The 15,906-nt window shown below is 35.4% G+C and carries 8 protein-coding genes; 4 read left to right on the top strand and 4 right to left on the bottom strand.

Features of this window, described 5'->3' with window-relative positions; genetic code table 11:
- The first annotated feature begins 91 nt into the window (after positions 1–91).
- The 4 genes from CLU83_RS19440 (at position 92) to CLU83_RS19425 (ending at position 6,647) form a co-directional block, all read left to right on the top strand.
- Positions 92–1,453: a rhamnogalacturonan acetylesterase gene (locus CLU83_RS19440; protein WP_100433139.1), complete on the top strand. Its 1,362-nt coding sequence runs from the start codon at positions 92–94 to the stop codon at positions 1,451–1,453.
- Between the two features lie 20 nt (positions 1,454–1,473).
- Positions 1,474–4,338 carry a glycoside hydrolase family 2 TIM barrel-domain containing protein gene (locus tag CLU83_RS19435; RefSeq protein WP_100433138.1) on the top strand — a complete coding sequence of 955 codons (2,865 nt, stop codon included), beginning with the start codon at positions 1,474–1,476 and terminating at the stop codon, positions 4,336–4,338.
- 54 nt (positions 4,339–4,392) lie between these two features.
- Positions 4,393–5,910 carry a rhamnogalacturonan acetylesterase gene (locus tag CLU83_RS19430; protein ID WP_100433137.1) on the top strand — a complete coding sequence of 506 codons (1,518 nt, stop codon included), beginning with the start codon at positions 4,393–4,395 and terminating at the stop codon, positions 5,908–5,910.
- Positions 5,911–6,050: 140 nt separating this feature from the next.
- Complete coding sequence (locus tag CLU83_RS19425; RefSeq protein WP_100433136.1) at positions 6,051–6,647, top strand: hypothetical protein; 597 nt, start codon at positions 6,051–6,053, stop codon at positions 6,645–6,647.
- A gap of 460 nt (positions 6,648–7,107) precedes the next feature.
- On the opposite strand, the gene CLU83_RS19415 is transcribed toward CLU83_RS19425, so the two are convergent.
- From CLU83_RS19415 to CLU83_RS19400, 4 genes are all read right to left on the bottom strand, one after another.
- On the bottom strand, positions 7,108–9,378 hold the full coding sequence (locus tag CLU83_RS19415; RefSeq protein ID WP_232727193.1) for a glycosyl hydrolase 115 family protein: 2,271 nt from the start codon (positions 9,376–9,378) through the stop codon (positions 7,108–7,110).
- Positions 9,379–9,536: 158 nt separating this feature from the next.
- Positions 9,537–10,916: a sulfatase-like hydrolase/transferase gene (locus tag CLU83_RS19410; RefSeq protein ID WP_100433133.1), complete on the bottom strand. Its 1,380-nt coding sequence runs from the start codon at positions 10,914–10,916 to the stop codon at positions 9,537–9,539.
- A 98-nt stretch (positions 10,917–11,014) separates the two neighbouring features.
- On the bottom strand, positions 11,015–12,556 hold the full coding sequence (locus CLU83_RS19405) for a RagB/SusD family nutrient uptake outer membrane protein (protein ID WP_100433132.1): 1,542 nt from the start codon (positions 12,554–12,556) through the stop codon (positions 11,015–11,017).
- A 6-nt stretch (positions 12,557–12,562) separates the two neighbouring features.
- The gene (locus CLU83_RS19400) at positions 12,563–15,727 is read right to left on the bottom strand and encodes a SusC/RagA family TonB-linked outer membrane protein (RefSeq protein WP_100433131.1); all 3,165 of its coding nucleotides are present in this window, start codon (positions 15,725–15,727) and stop codon (positions 12,563–12,565) included.
- Positions 15,728–15,906 lie beyond the last annotated feature (179 nt).

Below are 15,906 nucleotides of genomic sequence, written 5' to 3'. Positions count from 1 at the left end.
TATTTAACATTTTAAGCAACCTAATAGTACAGGATAGTATTTAAAAAGCGAACCGTTAGTTTTGAAAATCTATTAACCAAAATTAAATTAAATGAAACCTTTTAGAATCTTTACTTTGCTTGTATTGGTTTTGTGTTCTTCAAATATGCTTTTATCAATGGGTAAAGATGTGGCTGATATTGAAAAAAACAATAATTCAAAAAGCACAACTACTCCCGTTGAGCCAAAGGTTTTTAATTTCGAATCTTCTAAAAAAGGCGACAAATTCACCAATGTATTTTCTGCTGCTAAATATGAAGAAAATACAGGATATGGTTTTGATTTTGATACTGCAGGCAATGCAACCTTTACAGCTGCAGGTTTAAACATTACTAAAAACATTTATTTTTCGGTAAAAGTTCTCGAAGGAAATTACAAAGTAAAAATCACTTTGGGCAACGATAATAAGGATTCCAATATTACTGTAAAAGCAGAGTCCCGTAGAATAATGATTGATCAGCTTTCGCTAAAAAAAGGTAAATCTGCCATTCAAGAATTCAATGTAAATGTTCGCAACAGTTATATTAATGATTCCTATTCAATAAAATTAAAAGACCGTGAAAAAGGAGACTTGAATTGGGATGACAAACTAACCTTAGAATTTTTAGGAACAGCAAATATTCAAAAAATTGAAATTATTCCAATTGATAAAGTTACTACCATTTTTCTGGCAGGCGATTCTACCGTAACCGATCAAGACGTAGAGCCATGGGCATCTTGGGGACAAATGATTCCTCAGTATTTTGACACCAATGTTGTCGTAACTAATTATGCTTGCTCTGGCCTTGCCTTGAGTTCTTTTAAAAGCAGCAATCGTCTGCAAAAAATAAGTTCTCAGATTAAAGCCGGCGATTATTTGTTCATTGAATTTGGTCACAATGATGAAAAAATAAAAGGCCCAGAAAATACTGCCTGGAAATCATATTCAGATTTATTAGTCGAATTTATCCAAGCCGCAAAAGACAAAGGGGCCATTCCAATTTTAGTTACGCCTACACAACGTCGCGCCTTCAATACCGACGGAACCTTAAAAGCAACGCATGGAGATTTCCCCGATGCCATGCGTGCCGTAGCTAAAAAGACGAATGTGCCTCTTATTGACATTACCGCAATGACTACCCAATTGTATGAAAAATGGGGAGATGATCCTTCCAGAAAAGCTTTTGTGCAATACCCAGCCAATACTTTTCCAGGGCAAACTAAAGCTTTAGAAGACAATACTCATTTTAATAGTTTTGGAGCCAATGAAATTGCGCTTTGTGTAATTAAGGGAATTCGTGACTTGAACTTACCTTTACAAAAAGACATTTCAAAGCAAACACCAAAATACAATCCGCAGCAACCTAATTATATTTCAAATTGGACGTTACCAATGAGTACCCGTTTTGAAATAGCAAAGCCTGACGGCAATTAATATTTTTGAATACATTAAAAATGAAAATACAACAAACTCTACAATCTCTTTTTATTGTTGCGATGACTGCCTTTTCAGCACAAAGCAATTCTGCACAGGAAACGGAAAAAGTCTTCCTTTCCGGAAAAGATTTTGAACATCCGGTACAATGGGAATTTTATTGTACCGATGGCAATAACAGTAAAAAATGGACAACCATCAATGTTCCTTCTCAATGGGAATTAGAAGGTTTTGGCGAATATACTTATGGAAGATGGTATAAAGAATTAAACCAAAAAGAGCCTAGCAAAGAAGAAGGTCTTTATAAATACGAATTTGATGTTCCAAATGATTATAAAGGCAAAGATATCCTGATTGCTTTTGGCGGCGCCATGACCGATACCGAAGTAAAAATAAACGGAAAATTGGCCGGGGAAATACACCAAGGCGGTTTTTATGAATTTAAGTATGATATTACTTCTTTATTAAAATTTGGAGTCAAAAATACGCTGGAAGTTCATGTATGGAAACATTCGAGCAACAACTCGGTTAATGCCGCAGAACGCAGAGCAGACTGGTGGCTGTTTGGCGGAATTTATCGTCCGGTATGGCTGGAAGTATCTCCAAAAACTCAAATTCAGCATATTGCCGTAAACCCAAAAATGGACGGTTCGATCACAATTGACATGAACCTTAAAAACATTCCTAAAAACACGGTTGTAGAAGCCTCATTAAAAGGATTGAACGGTGAAAACTTTCAAACGTTCACTTTTCCGATTAAGGCAAAAAGCGTTAAAGAAACAATCGCAACCCAATGGAAAGATGTTAAACCTTGGAATCCGGAAACCCCTAATTTATATACACTAGAACTGTCTTTAAAACAAAATGGAACTGTACTTCACAAATTGGACAAAAAAATTGGTTTCAGAACTTTAGAATTCAAGAAAAAGGACGGGATTTATGTGAATGGCACCAAAATCATAATGAAAGGAATCAATCGCCATTCCTTTTGGCCGGAAGGCGGACGAAGCACCAGCAAACGCATCAGTGTGCTGGATGTTCAGTTACTGAAAGACATGAATATGAATGCTGTACGTGGCCATTACCCTCCAGACGATCATTTCTTGGATGTTTGCGACTCTTTGGGATTATTTGTCCTTAATGAATTAGCCGGATGGCAAAACTCTTATGACACCAAAACAGGAACAAAATTAGCTACCGAAATGATTACCAGAGATGTCAACCATCCTTCGGTAATTATTTGGGATAACGGAAACGAGGGCGGCTGGAATTATGAGGTAGATAAAGTTTTTGCCGATAATGATCCCCAAAAAAGAATTGTAATTCATCCTTGGTCAGATTTTAATGGCTGGGATACACACCACTACCCTACCTATTTAACGGGTATGCACCGTTTCAACAGCGGCGAAAACGTATTTTTCCCAACTGAATTCATGCACGGAACTTACGACAACGGACACGGTGCGGCTTTAGAAGATTTTTGGACGCGCTACAAACAAAGTCCTTTATTTGCCGGAGGATTTATGTGGGCTATGCTAGACGAAGCCGTATTTCGTTCGGACTGGAAAGGCGATGTAAAATTTGACTCCAAAGGCTCTTTGGCAGCAGACGGAATTTTAGGTCCGCACCGCGAAAGAGAAGGCAGTTATTATACGGTAAAAGAAGTTTGGGCACCCATTCAGTTTGCTCCAAAACAAGTGACTGATGGTTTTGACGGCTCCTTTTTGATAACCAATGATTACCTGTTCAGCAATTTGAATTCCTGTAAAATGGAATATAAAATAATGAAATCGGATGCTGATATTCTTTATACAGCCGGCGTTTCAAAAGTAGTAAGCTCAGGTAAAATTGAAATCCCAAGTATTGAACCCGGCGAAACCCGCAAAATTAAATTTGCTGTTCCTGCGAACTTTGCAGAGGGAGATATTTTGTCTATTACTGCAAATGATCAATTTGGTAAAGAAATCTATACCTGGACTTGGCCTATTCATAAAGCCAGCTATTTTGCTTCTAAATTTTTAGTTTCTAAAACAGTTAAAACTAAAACCGCTGCCACCCGAAACGGAAATGAGGTTGTTTTAAGCGGCGACAATGTTACTGTAACTTTGGACAGTACCACTGGAGAAATCCTGACGGTAAAAAACGGAACTTCGATAATTCCGTTAACGAACGGTCCGCGCCCTATCGGGATGAAAGCCAAACTAAAAGATGTTCAGCTTTCGGAGGAAGGAGAAAATGCAGTCTGCACCGTTACCTATTCCGGCGGATTAAACACCATAAAATGGATTATGTATCCTGACGGAAGGTTTAAAATGGAACTGCTCGCCTTGAAAAATGCTGAAAACGCAGGCGGTTTTGACGGCGCTTATTTTGAAGATAAAATTAATTCGTTCGGAATCACATTCAGTTTCCCTGAAAAAGAAGTTACGGGAATAAAATGGTTTGGAAGAGGCCCTTACCACGTTTGGAAAAACAGAATCAAAGGAACTACTTATGGTGTCTGGGAAAAAAACTATAACACCACTATAACAGGCGAAAGTTTTGAAAATTTGGTTTATCCGGAATTCAAAGGCTATCACGCCAATTTATTGGGAGCCAATCTAAAAGCAGGTGCATCGTCATTTAAAGTTTTTAGCGAATCTGATAATTTGTTTCTAAGATTATTCACTCCCGATTTACCAAAAAATGGTTTTCCGGGAAGTAACCCGCAGCCCGCTTTCCCTGAAGGAGATATTTCCTTTATGTATGAAATTCCGGCAATGAGAGATTTCAAGCCATTGGAACAGCAGGGTCCGGAAAGTCAGCCAACGAATATCCGAATCAAAAAAGGAGATGACGGAATATCAATGAATCTGTGGTTTGATTTTAGAAATAATAATAATTAAGAAATAAGCTGAGTTCAAGAATCTCTGTCTGATACCAATAAAAACAAATACATTATGAAAGTTATACGATTAATGGCTTTACTGTATATAGCAGTACTTTTTTTTAATTTCACCCAAAAAACAGAAACCAAACCAACCCTTTTTATAGTTGGCGATTCTACTGTAAAAAACGGAAGCGGTAAAGGAGACGGCGGTCTTTGGGGCTGGGGCGATTTTATTGGCCAGTTCTTGGACACTACCAAAGTTTCTATACAAAACCATGCTTTGGGAGGAACCAGCAGCCGAAGTTTTCAGTACAAAGGCTTGTGGGAACCTGTTTTTAAACAGCTTAAAAAAGGTGATTATGTCTTTATTCAATTTGGTCATAATGATAATGGTGCCATAAATGATACAACAAGAGCCAGAGGAACAATCAAAGGAATTGGTAACGAAACCGAAGAAATTGACAATCTGCTAACTCACAAACACGAAATCGTACATACGTATGGCTGGTACATTCGAAAATTAGTACAGGATGCCAAATCAAAAGGAGCTATTCCTGTAATTTTTTCACCAATTCCAAGAAACGACTGGAAAGACGGAAAAGTGCTTCGCAATAACGAATCGTATGGTTTATGGGCAAAACAGATTGCTGAGCAGGAAAAAGTGGCTTTTATTGATTTGAATGATAAAATGTCATTGGAATTAGAAAAAATCGGAGAATCCAAAGTGATGGGAACTTATTTTTATGAAAGAGACCACACTCATACTTCTGCAAAAGGAGCAGTTTTATCCGCTTCGGTAATTGCAGCTGAACTCAAAAAAAGCAATAATTCATTCAGCAAATATGTTGTGGCAAATCCGAAAATTAAGCTTCCAAAAAAGAAAAAAGTCTTTTTGATTGGCGATTCTACGATGGCAAACAATGGAAACAATGAAAATGCTGTAGGCTGGGGAGTTGCTTTCCCTAAATTTTGTGATACGACACGAATTGATGTCATCAACAAAGCCAGAGGCGGCAGAAGCAGCCGTACTTATGAATTTGAAGGCTTATGGAAAGAAGTTAGAGACCAGTTACAGCCTGGGAATTTTGTCATTATTCAGTTTGGACACAATGATGCCGGAGCTGTTGATAAAGACAAATACAGAGGTTCATTGAAAGGAAATGGTACCGAAACACAAATTGTAAACCGCGCTGACAGTATTAAAGAAACGGTGCGTACTTTTGGATCTTATATAGAAAGATACATCAAAGAAGCCAAAGAAAAAGGAGCGATTCCGATTGTAATGAGCCAAACGCCAAGAAACGAATGGCCAAATGACAAAGTAGAACTTCGAGAAGACAGCTATAACAGCTGGTCAAAGACTGCTGCCGAAAATCAAGGAGTTGACTTCATAGATCTGAATGTAATTATAGCCAAAAAATATGAAGCTTTAGGCAAAGAAAAAGTAAAGTCCTTTTTTCCAAAAGACCACACACATACTGGTCTTGAAGGCGCTACTCTTAACGCGCTGACTGTTGCGGAAAGCATTAAAAGCTTAAAAAAATGTGCTTTGAGGGATTATATTGAAATTCCGAAAAAGAAGGAATAATATAAAATTTCATTTAAAATCCAGTGCGATAACAATAATCTGTTGTCGCACTTTTTTTATGGAATAAAAGCAATAAACACTGCATTTAAATGTTATATAATATAGATACAACTGTTTTTAATTAGTACTGTTTATAGCTTATGAAAAGGATATTGTTTTTTATTAGTGTGATGAGTCTTTCTCTGACAGGATATGCTCAGGATGGGCATAAATCTAAATTCAAACCGATTCCTCCAAAAAACAAGGAAGAAAAAATAATTATTCCTCCCAGAGAAATTACGCCAAAAAAAGAAGAGTTGGCTGTTGTAAAAAAACCAGACCCTTATCAGATCAATCCTGAAGAACTTTTTAAAAATCCTTATCTGTATAAAAAACCCAACAATTCGGAAGGTATTTTTTACAGACAAAATCAATATTTAGGAAGTTTTAAAACGAAAACATTTACTTCTACTATTCGATTTCGAGATGCTGCCTTTGTAGACGGCGATAAGATAAAGGTATATTTGAATGATAAATTGATTCAGCCCGAAATTAGTTTGAGCGGCGAATTTCAAGGGTTCAAAATAAACTTAACAAACGGCATAAACAAAATTGATTTCGAAGCTTTGAACGAAGGTTTTGCATCGCCAAATACCGCCCAATTTGAGGTTTATGATGATAAAGGAGCTGTTATTTCGTCAAGTCAATGGAATGTAGGCACTGGCTATAAAGCTACAATTGTATTGATTAAAGAATAATACCATTAGTGGATATAAAAATTGGATTGAGTCAAAGGCGGTTTTTTTAAACTTTCAACACAACTCCGAAAAACCTTTTATAATTTAAAACAACACAAACAACAGTTGTTGGTGATGCTAACAGCAAGAAAAGCAATGTTTGCCATTTACAGGCAAGAATTATTTTTTTCCAATTTAACCATATAAAAATCAAAACAAAAATTGAGCAAAACGAAATAAGAAAAGCAGCAATTAAGTTTCCCCAATTTTCATCGTAAGCCAAGAATTGAGCTTCATAAATTTCGTCCCAAATCATTAGCGTAACCAAAAAAAGAATAATTGAATATATAATCTTTATTGTTTTTTTCTCGTGCATAATTTATATAATTATTCTTAAACGAACCAAATTTCAACTTTGTTTCACCTCTACTTCTCTATAACAGAGATTCTTGCTGAAAATTGCTTTTCAAAATTCAATCTATTATAATTTTCTTTTTATCGAAATATAGTCTAAAACAATTCCTGTTTGGTTTACCGAAATAGTCATACTTTGTTTTTTGGGATTAGTAACAGAAAAAGGAACTTTTACAATCGCACTGTTTCGCAATACATTTTCTTTCCAAGTAGTATCGCGGTCTTTGGTATTAATTAAAAATGATTTCGATTCATTTTCATTTATTTTGATTAGAACTTCCTGATCAAAATTATTCGAATGGGTTGGCAAAAAATGCACTTCAACCTCATAATTCCCAGTTTCTGGAACTTCAAATTCATACGAAACAGCAGCTTTTTCTTTTTTAAAATAATGCTGATCTAAAGGAAAAAGAGTCATGGCATTGTTACTAAAACCTAAACCATTAATTGGTTGCCATTTGTAATTTTCACTGTTTTTTGAAGCTATAAATTGGTTTGCCTGAATTACAATAGTGTTGTTTATTTTAGTATCGATTTCTTTGGTCTTTAAATTTTTGGCTACCGAATCGAAAACAGGTAAATTTCGAGGACGCATTGACATCATCTTATTCCATTTCCCGCTACTCATTTTCGTGTTGTAAAATTCCGTAAGCTCTTTTATTTTCTCATAAGCTTCAGATGCCTGCTTATGGTATTTTTCTTTTTGAGTCTCATCATTGACAGTTGCTTCCAAATTCCAATACAGAAATTTAAAATTCATATTTGCTGCCGCTGTCACAGGATAAACAACCAATTGAAACCAAGCGTCTTTACGCTCATTCGGGATAAAAGAAGATAAAGAATCTATCTTTTTTACCAAATTCTCATAAACTTTTATTCTTTCCTCCATTTCTTCTTTGGAGAAATCAGAAGGTTTAATCGAAGTGGTGGGTTCAGTTTGGCTCCAGCCCATATATTCTGGTTTTCTGATAAAAGCCAAACGGCAATATTCGGTAATAACAGAGCTTAATTCGCTAGCAATTGCAGGCGTAAATTCTCTTGAAACCCATTGTTCCAGATTCTTATTAATTCCATCAAACGGAATACTGTTGATATTCCATGCCAAATCCATGAAAAACTCCACGTTATATTCGGCTGGCTTGATATCTCCCACATTTACGATCCACATTTTTTTAGCTCCGTTTTGATATGCTTTAGACATTTCACTCCAAATTAAACCTGGCTGTGTAGTACTCAACCAAAGATAATCATGAGGACGTCCCCAATAACTAAGATGATAATAAACACCGCCGCCTCCGGCTCTTTTTTGCTCATTTTCATTACTTAAACGACGGATATAGCCGTAATTATCATCTGGCCAAACAAGAGTGACATCATCCGGCACTTTCAGTCCGTTATCATACAATTCCAGGACTTCCTTATACGGGACAAAAACCTGCGGAATTTCATTTAACGGTTTTTTAAATGTATTCGATAACATTTCACGCTGAATCCCAATTATTTTTCCAACCATAGAAATGGATTCCTCTACATTTTTGGCTCCCTCCATTTTACTGTCATGAACCCCTCTCATGCCCAATGTCATGACCACTTCATTATTAGCCGATTTTATTTCGTCTAATCGATCCTGCCAATATTTATTTACTTGAGCACTGTTTGTAAAATAATTATAATCTCCATAGTTCTTTTTCCATTCATCGACATTATTTCGAAGCATGGGTTCTGCATGAGAAGAACCAATTATCATGTGATATTTTTCGGCAATTTCCTTATTTCCGTTTATCGTAAAAAAACCTTTGGTACACGGATGCATCGCAGGCCAAATTGTATTGGCTTTTAATCTCAAAAGCAATTGAAATATTTTTTCGTACGTTTTTGGACCGATATCTCCTGTTTCTGGCTCAAAAGTTTTTGCTGCCCACGGCTGTAGTCCCCAGTCTTCATCATTCAAAAATATTCCTCTGTATTGTACTGATGGTTTTTCGATTATTCCTCTTAACGGTAATTGAAGCACCAGTTCTTTTTTGGCAATCGGATTTACATCAGCCCACCATTTCCAAGGGGAAACTCCTAATCGTTCGGCTACTTCAAAAATGGCAAAAACAGTTCCCCTAACATCACTACCTGCAATTATTAAGTTTTTCTCTTCTTTTTTGATATAAAATTTCTCCCATTGATTGGCTAATTCTTTTTGAATATTTTTGGACTGAAATAAAGAACTTGAAGCCTGACCAATATAGATTCCGTTTTGAGAAATTTTGTTTGTGGAAACAACGTTTAATTTTTTCCCTGTTATTTCTTCCACATCAGAAACCAGCTCATTGACCGCCCAAATCACTAATTTATCTGTTTTGGAATCAATAAAAATTGTTGCGCTTTCATTAGCTTTTACAATAGGAAAATCAATTGCTCTATCATTTTGACCAAAAGCTGTATTGGTTAAAAAAGCAATTATTGCAATAAAAAAAAGAGTTGTTTTTTGAACATTGTACCTAATTATTCTGATTTGTTTGTCGTTTTTATTTTTGGATCTTTCTTAATTTGGATATCCAATTCTTGTTTCAATTTCACAAAAATTGATTCATTTTGAGATAAAAGATTGTTCTTTTCTTCTGGATCCTTTTCGATATTAAACAGTTCATAATCATCCTTGCCTTTTTTAGAGGGTAAATTTTGAACCAATTTCCAAGGCTTCTGAATTAAACAAGCTTGTAAATGTCCTCGAATATAAAGAGAACGGTCTTTAATTTCCTTATTATCTGAAATTTCCTTCCATATATTTTGCCCCTCTACCGTTTGTGGCAATTTTTCAACCCCAGCTAATCCTAAAATGGTAGGCAAAAAATCAATCACCGAAATGTAGTCCGAATTTTTATATTTTTTTAAATGGCCTTTCCAATTCAACACACAAGGCACTCGTACAGCACCTTCGTAATTGGAAGTTTTCCAATCGCGCAATGGTGTATTGTCCCCCAAGGTTGTATTTGATCGATGTATTCCTCCATATTCTTTTCTGGAATCCCAATTTTCCATGGCGCCATTATCACTCATGAAAATAATAAGCGTATTCTCGTCTAACTTTTGTTTTTTTAAATTATCGAGTAAAATTCCAATACTGTGATCTAGATGCGCCATTGCTGCATCATAATCTCTGCGGGAACTATCTTTAGCTATTTTGTTATAAGGTATCTTCCATTTTTCTTCTTCCTGCAAAGGAAAATGTGGCGCACTGTATGCCACCTGCAAATAGAAATTCTCCTTTTTATTACGAATTTCCGAAAGCCATTTAATAGATTCTTGAGTTACCAGATCGGTTGTGTGGCCTTTCTCTTCAATAAACTTTCCATTTCTATACCAACTTTGATCACCGTTTTTGTATCGGTGTGTGTATTGATCAATTTGTCCGTGCAAAAAGCCATAGGAATAATCAAAACCATAAGCTTTTGGACTGCTGCTCAATTGTAAACCTAAATGCCATTTGCCAATAAGTGCGGTTTCATATCCATTTTTCTTCAATAATTGAGGTAAAGTAGGGATTGAATCCGGCAGTTTCAATTCGCTTTTATCACTTATTGGGGCTAAAATTCCCATACGGCTTGCAGGTCTGCCCGTAAGCAATGCCGCTCGTGTAGGAGAACAAGTAGGACTCACATAAAAACGATTAAGCTGCACGCCATTTTTAGCCAAATTGTCAACATTTGGGGTTTTGATTTCCGATCCATTGTAACCAACATCATTCCAACCCATATCATCAGCAATAATAACGATAACATTAGGCTTTCGTTCTTTAGCTGTTTTTTTTTGCTGTGCGTATATTCCTGCATTACATAAAAACAAGAAGGCTGTATAAATAAATACTTTTTTTAAATTCATCATTGAAAAATTTACAGTCGAATCAGTTTACAAAAAAGCTGTTCCTAAAATAGGAAACAGCCTTTATAAATTATTATTTTATTCAATAAAAAAATCAATCATTAATCATAACCTACATTTTGCTCATATAATCCGGGAACTGCCAAAAGTTCTTGCAAAGGAATAGGATATAATAATGAATTATTAGTTACAGGCTGAATTCTTTTAGCCGCGTCTTCTGTAGCTCTCCACGCGTTCATTATAGTTACTGCATTTCCTGATCTAATTAAATCAAACCATCTAGTTCCTTCAGAAAAGAATTCTTTTCTTCTTTCTGCAAATAATTGGTCCAAAGTAATATTAGCTGCAGCAGCAGTTATTCCTGCTCTAGCCCTTACTTTGTTTACAATTGCATCAACTTCTGCTTGAGTTCCTCCGCCTCCGTGAAGCGTACATTCTGCCATCAGCATTAAAACATCTGTATAACGAATTACCATAAAATCGACTCCCCAGTCTTCACGCCCGCCAGTTCCATATCTAGTAGGGTCAATGTATTTTTTATATACAGGAAAAGTATAACTTCCTTTATAAGTGCCAGTAGCTACCGTATAACTTGTTGCTATACAATCTGTTTTTCTTTTGTCTGTTGCATCAAACTTTGCTAAAAATTCTGTTGATATTGGTCTGCCTTCTAATGAACCTTGTGCAGATGATATTCCTACTGAAGCAAAATAAGGCTCATATCCTACTTCTACCATAAAGTTACCTCCAACTGAAGTAGAAATACTTTGTGTATAAGGAATAGTTAATACATTTTCTTTATTAGCAATTCCTTCTGTTTTAAAAATTGTTGCATAATCAGTACCAAATACGAATAACCCGCTTGCTTTAATATCATTTAATTGTTGATACGCTTTATCCCATTCATTTAAACCAAGCATTGCACCATCAATACCGTAAGTAGGGCTTGAGCGAGTCATGTATACTAATCCCAATAATGCTTTAGCTCCATATTTTGATACACGCCCATAATTTAGAGCATCATAAGACGGGCTAAGATCTGGAATGGCTAATTCTAAATCAGAGATAATTAATTTATAAATATCTGCAATTGGAGCTCTGCCAATTTTTGCCACTTCTTGTGCTGTCATGGTTTTATCAATTAACGGAACTTTTCCAAACCAGCGTATCAAGTCAAAATAACAGAATGCTCTAAGGAAGCGTGCTTCGGCAAGCATCGACGCTTTATCAGCAGGAACTGTAAAAATTTGGTCTCCTTTTTCTGCAATTTTTTCAATTAATTGATTAGCCTTATAAATGGCACTATAATTAGTTGTATAAGCCTCAGCTACCATCGAATTGGAGCTAATGGAACTAAAAAACCCATTAATACCCTCCCAATCTCTAGAAGCAGTCGTTGTGGCATACAAATTATCCGATCTAGTTTCACTTAAGTTTAGTACTCTATTAGCATAGCCATAAGTGCTTGCACCATGAAAAGCATACGAATAAGTAGCATTTCGAGCCTGGATAAAATCATTTGGAGTTTGATAAAAATTATCTGTCGTCCCTTGAGACAATGGAACTTGATCCAATTGATTTTCGCAGGATGATAGCGCAAATATCAGCAAAGCACTTGTCACTAAATAAATATATTTTTTCATTTTATCTTAATTAAAATTAATGTTAACACCTAAAACAACTGATTTTGCCAAAGGAGTTCCTCCATAATCTACAGGAACTGCAAAATCATTATTTGAACTTCCTGAAGTATTTATTGCTTCTGGATTGAAACCTACTTTATATTTGTTTCTATAGAATATATTTTCTCCTGTAACATAAAGTCTAATATTATCTATACGCTTTATATTTTTCACTGCTTCTTTTAGATTATATCCTACAGATATGCTTCTAACACTAATATAATCTGATTTATACAACCAATCCGAATTCGCTTGATATCCAAAAGTAGTTCTCCAGTTACCTCTTACAGCAGGATCTACGTCTAATGAATTCTCAACTTGCCCCATTCCAGTTCTATCAATAGCTCTTCCTGTTAACCCATAAACAGTACCCCCATTTTGACCTTGAACCAATATGCTTAAATCAAGGTCTTTGTATTTGAAGTCATTGGTTATACCCCAAGTGAATTTTGGTGTTGGATTCCCCAAATCAACACGGTCTACTGAATTTATTTTTCCATCTGCATTTTGATCTATATATCTAGGATCTCCTAAAACTAAGCTTTTACCGCCAATGGTAGTCCCTCCTTTATCAATATCAGCTTGTGTTACAACACCATTTTGCTGTAATCCAAAAATAGTGTACATTGGTTTACCTACTTCTAATTTTATAAATGGCACTCCACCATCAAAACCATTACTAATTTCAATTTTAGTTTGGTCTGGACCTAATGCTAACACTTTATTTTCGTTATGACTAATATTAGCCGATGTCTTCCATTGAAAATCTTTTGCAGTAATATTTACAGTATTTATTTCAAACTCCCATCCCTGATTTTGCACTTCACCAATATTGGTAAGATAACTAGGGAATCCTGATGCAGTTGGTACAGGAACTCTTAGCAACAAATCACTATTGTCTTTTCTATACACTTCAAAAGTTCCAGAAATTCTGTTTTTTAAGAATGAAAAATCTAAACCAAAATCAATACTTTTTGATTCTTCCCAATGCAATTCGGGATTTGCAATTCCTGAAACTCCTTGTCCTATTGCAGCTGCACCGCCAATAGAATAGTTATATGTTGCCAATGTAGAACGCCAGGCATAGCTTCCAATATTATTGCTGCCATTAGTTCCAAGACTTGTTCTCAATTTTAAATCACTTAACCAATCAACATTGTCCAAGAATGCTTCTTTCTTGATTCTCCAGCCTAAAGCCAAAGAATAAAATGTTCCCCAACGTCTTTCGCTTCCAAATTTCGAAGAACCATCACTTCTTATACTAGAAGAAAGTAAATATTTCTCTTTGTAATTATATTGTAATCTTGCAAAATAAGAAAGCAGTGTATTCTTCTCTCCACTTGTACTTCCAATCGATCCTGCAGGCAGTGTTTCTATACTAGAACTATTATACAAAGCTCCTGATGTCAAAGTAGACTTCATAATTTCATAAGAGTTGAAAGATTGCCCCAAAAGCACATTAAAATTATGATTTCCTAAAGATTTATCATAATTTAATGTGTTTTCATTTACAATATTTTGCCTTCTATAAGTATTATAAGTACCTCTAATACTAGATATTACATCATTTGGAGTATATCCTTCAAAAGTATTATCTGAGTTATCAAAGTTAATAGTACTTTTCCAAGTCAATCCTTTTACAAATTGATAAGTAGCATACGTAGAAATTAAATTTCTATACATTGAATTTTTACCAGTTCTGTTTAATGCGTTTAGCATATTGGTCGTACTGCTGCCCCATGCATATCTAGTAGTATATTTTTCTCCTGCAGCATTTGAAGTACTTTCAAAAACTGGAGTCGCTGTAAGTGCCTTAAACAATGTATTATCCTTTCCTTCTACTCCTGGATCATTTTTAATCGAATATGATGGAGCTAAATTAATTCCCATTTTAAAATTATCTGACAACTTAATATCAACATTGGCTCTAGCAGAAAAAACGGTGTAATCTGTACCTACTATATAACCTGTGTTTTTTTGATAATTAGCAGACACATAATAGTTAACAGCATCTGTAGCTCCCGAAGCCGTAAACTGGCAATTAGTAAATTCGCCTGTTTGGAAGACTTTATCTTGCCAGTCAATGTAATCCAAACCTGGATGTCCCGGAATATCCCATCTTGCATCGTAGATATAAGAATAATACTTTGTATTAGTTGGGTTTAATGGAGTAGTGGGGTTTGTCAAATTATAAGTTGCAATCCTTTCTGGCATTGTTTGAGAAGCTGAAGCACCTGAAATTCCAGAAGCTGCCCATTGCGCATCAAGCATTACTTTTGATCTGTCTATCCATTGCTGAGAAGACAGCATATCTACTCTATTAGCCTCTTTATTAATTCCTCCATAGGTATTAAAAGAGAATTTTGTTTTTCCTAATTTCCCCTTTTTAGTAGTAATTAAAACAACCCCATTAGCGGCTCTTGAACCATAAATTGAAGCCGCCGCCGCATCCTTTAACACTTCAACGGAAGCAATATCGTTTGGGTTGATGTTATCTAATGGGCTTCCGTTTGAAAAACCTCCATTGGCATTTGATGGTTCTGTATAAATGGGAAAACCATCTAGTACATACAATGGCTCATTTCCAGCCGTAATGGATCCACCTCCACGAATTTCAACACTAAAAGGCTGACCTGGCAAACCTGATGTTGTTTTTACTCTCACCCCGGCTACTTGTCCAATTAATCCCTGATCAACTCTTGAAATAGGTCTTTCTGTAAAACTTTCTGTTTTAAGTGACGACATTGCACCAGTAGTTAATTTTTTCTTTTGAGTACCATAACCAATCACGGTTACTTCTTCTAAAACTTGATTATCTTCTGCTAAAGCTACATTAATCGTAGTTCTTCCTTGAACAGATTCTTCGACTCTTTTAAAACCAATCGAAGTGAAAACCAAAACATGTTGTCCGTTGTCTTTTAAATCGATGCTGTAATTCCCATCCATATCGGTGCCAACCATATTTTTTGTCCCCTTTTGGGTCACGCTAACGCCAGGAATACCTAACCCTGCCACATCCTTTACTGTACCTTTAATTTTACTTTGAGCTCCGATATACCCAAAGGAAAAAAACATAAAAAACAGCAAAACTATTTTACTTGCTGATTTTTGACAATTAAATTTTAATTCCATAAACATAATTTTGGTTCGTTAGTTTGTAAAAGAAACAATCGTTAATTTTTTATAAAATTATAGAACTACCCCTGACACAGTATCCTGTCGCATCCTGTTTTATGCTATTTTTTTTTATATTTATTAAAAATTAACCAAATAATCTGCGTAATTTATAATTACATTATTGGCACAATATT

The sequence above is a fragment of the Flavobacterium sp. 1 genome (genome assembly GCF_002797935.1).
In the GTDB taxonomy this organism is placed as follows: domain Bacteria; phylum Bacteroidota; class Bacteroidia; order Flavobacteriales; family Flavobacteriaceae; genus Flavobacterium.
The sequence above is the reverse complement of the archived record's forward strand: the minus strand, read 5'-3'. Positions and strand labels throughout refer to the sequence as shown.

Bases quoted from the DNA above. Each gene is read 5' to 3' on its own strand.
- CLU83_RS19410 (WP_100433133.1), bottom strand. From the start codon at position 10,916: ATGATGAATTTAAAAAAAGTATTTATTTATACAGCCTTCTTGTTTTTA.
- CLU83_RS19440 (WP_100433139.1), top strand. From the start codon at position 92: ATGAAACCTTTTAGAATCTTTACTTTGCTTGTATTGGTTTTGTGTTCT.
- CLU83_RS19425 (WP_100433136.1), top strand. From the start codon at position 6,051: ATGAAAAGGATATTGTTTTTTATTAGTGTGATGAGTCTTTCTCTGACA.
- CLU83_RS19405 (WP_100433132.1), bottom strand. From the start codon at position 12,556: ATGAAAAAATATATTTATTTAGTGACAAGTGCTTTGCTGATATTTGCG.
- CLU83_RS19435 (WP_100433138.1), top strand. From the start codon at position 1,474: ATGAAAATACAACAAACTCTACAATCTCTTTTTATTGTTGCGATGACT.
- CLU83_RS19400 (WP_100433131.1), bottom strand. From the start codon at position 15,727: ATGGAATTAAAATTTAATTGTCAAAAATCAGCAAGTAAAATAGTTTTG.
- CLU83_RS19430 (WP_100433137.1), top strand. From the start codon at position 4,393: ATGAAAGTTATACGATTAATGGCTTTACTGTATATAGCAGTACTTTTT.